Below are 2390 nucleotides of genomic sequence, written 5' to 3'. Positions count from 1 at the left end.
GTTATCCGTACATAAATAAAATCCGAACCTTTCGCAAAGAACCTGATATTCAAAGGAAGATCCAAGAGAAAGGTTCGGATAATAATTACTTCTTCATCGTTCGGACACCGCAGTACGCGGACAAATTGCCATCTGCGCTACGCCACTTCTTGGGTGCGGATTTATCGTTTTCATCTTCGAGCGTGGCCAATGCCTTTGCCTCCTGCTCGGTAGTTATGTCCAAATAGACCATCGTCGTTTGAAGCTGGACGTGACCAAGCAGGAAGGATATTTGGACAATGTTCATGCCGTCCTCCAGCCAGTGAGAGGATTTAGCGTGACGAAGCTGATGGGCATGAATATCGGCAGGGACTTCACCGCATACTGCCCGTGCCGTTTGTGCGTGTTTGCGAAGCTGCTTGTTAACGGCATTCTGACTCATCTTTCCTGTGGGACCTGTGTTCCTTGAGTAGAACACGAAAGATGACGGATTAGGTGTAGCTTCGTGAGAATCCTTGATGTACGCCCGAAGGTGGGCAGTGGCTTTGGGCAGCAAATATAGCGTTCGGATTTTGCCCCTCTTGCCGATGACTGTGATGTTTGGCTTATCCGCATCCAAGTGCAGTTGTTCAACCTTCATAGACAATATCTCGTCTATCCGGGCGGCGGTGCTGTACATGACGACCATCAAAGCAATATCCCTGCGTCCGGCCTTTGTAGACGAATCCGGGGCTTCGAGCAAGGCGCTTACTGCTTTTTTACTCATGCCAGTCACTTTTTTAGCGTATACCTTTTTTCGCTCTATCCGTGACGCGGCCTGCGACAAGTGAAGGTACGAAACGTCCCTACCGCCAAGGTATTTGAGGAAAGCCCTAAGCGAAGCCAGTCGGTTGTTGCAGGTTTCAGGGCCGCACGAACGGCTTTCCATCAGCCAAACGAGCCAATCCTCAACGTTCGCGGCGCAAAAGCAATCCCCGTTGAGATTGCCTGAGTTTATGCCCTTTTCCGTTTCAAGAAAACCGATATACAAACTGAGCGCATCGCTGTACGCTTTCAATGTGTGCGCGCTCCTGGTTTTTTGGGAGGGGACATATTCATTCAAAAAAGCGTTAATATGCCTCGCCAGCGCGACGGACTCGTTAGTAGCTCTCATAGTCCACCTCCGGGATGACCGTACCTTCGTTGGTATGGGCCTCAATTATTTCAGCCAGCCTCGGAACCAGCGAATAGTAATATTTCGTGCTTTCCAAAACGCTATGCCCCATGCTCTTGCTGAGATAAAGCAGTTTCGCGTTGAAATCGAAACCTACATCCGTCCAACCATTGATGTTCTCAATGGCGTAATTATGCCGGAGTTCGTATGGGACGGCGTTTCCGCTGTTATGATGGCACCACATTTCGTTAAAATTCCGCTGTACCCAAGATGCTTTGTGGAAGCCACCGTTTCTGTTTCTGGCGGGAAAGAAGTAGACCCGACCCGGATACATTTTGCCAATGACTCCATCGTACTGTCGCATCAACGAAAGCATAGAATCATGCAGCAAAACATAGTGCTGCGCATGGCCCTTGGAATAGCGTATGTTCAAAACGCCGCCGTCAAGGTCAACGTCTTCCCGCTTTAACATCCTCGCCTCATTCGTGCGTATGCCGCTGCTGTATAGCAGCCGGAAGAACACGGGGACGGTTATCCGGCGCGACAACTGTTCTTCTGTCGTCGGCGTGGCGGGGATTGAGTCACAAGCTGCAAAGAAGTTTTTAAGTTCCGCTTCCGTAAACGCGTGTGGGATATAGGTTCTCGGCTCTTTTCGTGGGACGGCGGGTTCCGCAACGGTTGTCATTCCGCGTTTACGCAGATAGCGTATGAAGCTGACCACAGGATATATTCTGGATCGGCATGAATTGTTTGTTTCCGTTTCGCGCCGGGAGCACCATGAATCCACCATATCTTGTGATAGTTCGGAAGCATTGGGATAACACTTTTCACAATGCTTGTCGAACAGACTCAGATTAACTTCATAAGAGGCTTCATTCCAGCGCCCGGAAGCCTTCCGATAGTAAACAAACGCCCGCATGAGCGGCGCAAGGAAGGATGTAGACTCACTCATTCCCAAACACCCCCTCAGGCATTGAGAACCGTTCTATACTGAGTGCGCACTCTTTGAGATGCTTAAAGTCGGCGCTCAGATACGCTTCAAGGGAATCGGGTGACGTATGGCCAAGCACCCTGCTGATAACCGGCTGCGGGACGCCGCCACCTAAAAGCTCCGTTGCCACGCGGTGGCGGAAAATGTGGAACCCTCTGCGGTCACCAGTGCTTTGCCTGATGTTTGCGGTTTTCATTATCTTATTGGAAATGTTGCCGAGACTTCCGTTCATCAAACGTCCATATGGCCGATTTTCCGAGATAAATA

General features: G+C 50.2%; 3 protein-coding genes. All 3 read right to left on the bottom strand.

Annotated features, from left to right (window positions below):
* Nucleotides 1-85 precede the first annotated feature (85 nt).
* Nucleotides 86-1132 (bottom strand): tyrosine-type recombinase/integrase, encoded by a 1047-nt coding sequence (locus tag DSOL_RS25850; protein ID WP_075367564.1) that lies wholly within the window; start codon nucleotides 1130-1132, stop codon nucleotides 86-88.
* A complete protein-coding gene (locus DSOL_RS25845; protein ID WP_075367563.1) occupies nucleotides 1119-2084 on the bottom strand; it encodes a tyrosine-type recombinase/integrase in 966 nt (321 codons plus the stop codon). Before DSOL_RS25845 ends, DSOL_RS25850 begins: the two co-directional genes overlap by 14 nt.
* Nucleotides 2077-2390: tyrosine-type recombinase/integrase (locus tag DSOL_RS25840; protein ID WP_170871631.1), on the bottom strand; the 314-nt coding region annotated here is incomplete at its 5' end. The genes DSOL_RS25840 and DSOL_RS25845, both read right to left, overlap by 8 nt.

The organism is Desulfosporosinus metallidurans, from assembly GCF_001936615.1.
Taxonomy (GTDB): Bacteria; Bacillota; Desulfitobacteriia; order Desulfitobacteriales; family Desulfitobacteriaceae; genus Desulfosporosinus; species Desulfosporosinus metallidurans.
This window is presented reverse-complemented; position numbering and strand designations above follow the sequence as displayed.